We start from the raw sequence: 1,445 nt of genomic DNA, 5'->3' as shown, positions 1-1,445 counted from the left end.
TGCGCGCCTATGTGAACAATGGCGGCGATATCGCCCTGCACCTGGCAGCGGGCCAGCGTTTTTGCGCGCAGATTGCCGGGCTGGACGGGGGGGAACTGGGCCGGGTCACGCTGGCGCATGGGGCGGGTATCGGTGGCATCGCCAGCAGCGGGCGCGGCGGGCGCAGCCTGTCGTTCGGCATTGCCGACAGCGTCACGGTGCTGGCGCGCGACGCGGCGGCGGCTGATGTCGCCGCCACGCTGATCGCCAATGCGGTCACGCTGGAGGACCATGAACAGATCCGGCGCCAGCCGGCCTGCGCGCTGGATCCGGACAGCGATCTGGGTGAACGGCCGGTGGTTGTCGCGGTCGGAGCCCTGCGCCAGGCCGAGATCGACCGCGCCCTGGAGGCGGGCCGCGCGGTGGCGCAGCGGATGCTGCGCGCGGGCCGGATTGCCGGCGCGGCGCTGGTTCTGCGCGGCGCGGCGCGCGTTGTGGGGGCGCCGCTGAGCGTCCCGGAAATACCAAAACAAGGGGTGGAACATGCCTGACCTGGAACTTCGCAAATTCGCAACCGTGGTCGAAGAGATCTATCACGAGGGCGGGCCGCCGGCGGGCGAACCGTTGCTGCGGGCAGCGGCGCTGGCGGTGATCCGCAACCCGTTTGCGGGGCGGTACGAACCGGAGATCCAGTGGTTCATGGAAAAGCTGAAACCGCTGGGTCTGGACATGGCGCAGCGGCTGGCCAAGGCGGTGGGCGGCGCCGAGCGGGTCGAAGGCTATGGCAAGGGCGCGCTGATCGGGGCGGCGGGCGAGCTGGAACATGGCGCGCTGTGGCACGCGCCCGGCGGCTATGCCATGCGCGAGGTGCTGGGCGGGGCCAAAGCGATTGTGCCCTCGTCCAAGAAGGTCGGCAGCGTCGGCACCCGTCTGGACGTGCCGGTGACCCATATCAACGCCTCCTACGTGCGCAGCCATTTCGACGCGATGGAGGTGGGCATGAATGACGCGCCGCGCGCCGACGAGATGCTGCTGGTGCTGGTGATGACCACCGGCGCCCGCATCCATGCCCGCGCCGGCGGGCTGGCGGCGGCCGAGATCACCGGCGAGGACGGATTGCGGTGACCCCCCGGATCCGCAAGATCGCGGTCTGGGTCGAGGAAACCCATATCGAGATGGGGCGGGCGATTGCGCCGCCGACGCGCAAGGCGGTGGCGGTTGCGGTGATCGAGAACCCGTTTGCCGGGGTCTATGCCGAGGACCTCTCCGAACTGATGGCGACGGGCGAGGTTCTGGGCGGGCTGCTGGGCGGCAAATGCGTTGCGGCGCTGGGCATCGCGCCGGCGCAGGCGGAAAGCTATGGCAAGGCGGCGATGGTCGGCGAGGCGGGCGAGCTGGAACATGCCGCCGCCCTTCTGCATCCGCGCCTGGGTGCGCCGCTGCGGGCGGCGGTGGAACGCGGCGCG

2 protein-coding genes and 1 pseudogene are annotated in these 1,445 nt (G+C 70.8%); all 3 read left to right on the top strand.

Annotation, left to right across the window (positions count from 1 at the left end):
- Nucleotides 1–530, top strand: a pseudogene (locus tag CVM52_RS27290) (UPF0280 family protein); the annotation flags it as partial.
- A complete protein-coding gene (locus CVM52_RS25740) occupies nt 523–1,104 on the top strand; it encodes an amino acid synthesis family protein (protein ID WP_100165059.1) in 582 nt (193 codons plus the stop codon). The pseudogene CVM52_RS27290 and the gene CVM52_RS25740, both read left to right, overlap by 8 nt.
- On the top strand, nt 1,101–1,445 hold a 345-nt coding region (locus CVM52_RS25735; protein WP_172721100.1), incomplete at its 3' end, for an amino acid synthesis family protein. The genes CVM52_RS25740 and CVM52_RS25735, both read left to right, overlap by 4 nt.

Source organism: Pseudooceanicola lipolyticus (genome assembly GCF_002786325.1).
GTDB lineage: Bacteria > Pseudomonadota > Alphaproteobacteria > Rhodobacterales > Rhodobacteraceae > Pseudooceanicola_C > Pseudooceanicola_C lipolyticus.
This window is presented reverse-complemented; position numbering and strand designations above follow the sequence as displayed.

What these genes read in the sequence shown, in the direction of transcription:
- CVM52_RS25740 (WP_100165059.1), top strand. Translation starts at nt 523, where the DNA reads ATGCCTGACCTGGAACTTCGCAAATTCGCAACCGTGGTCGAAGAGATC.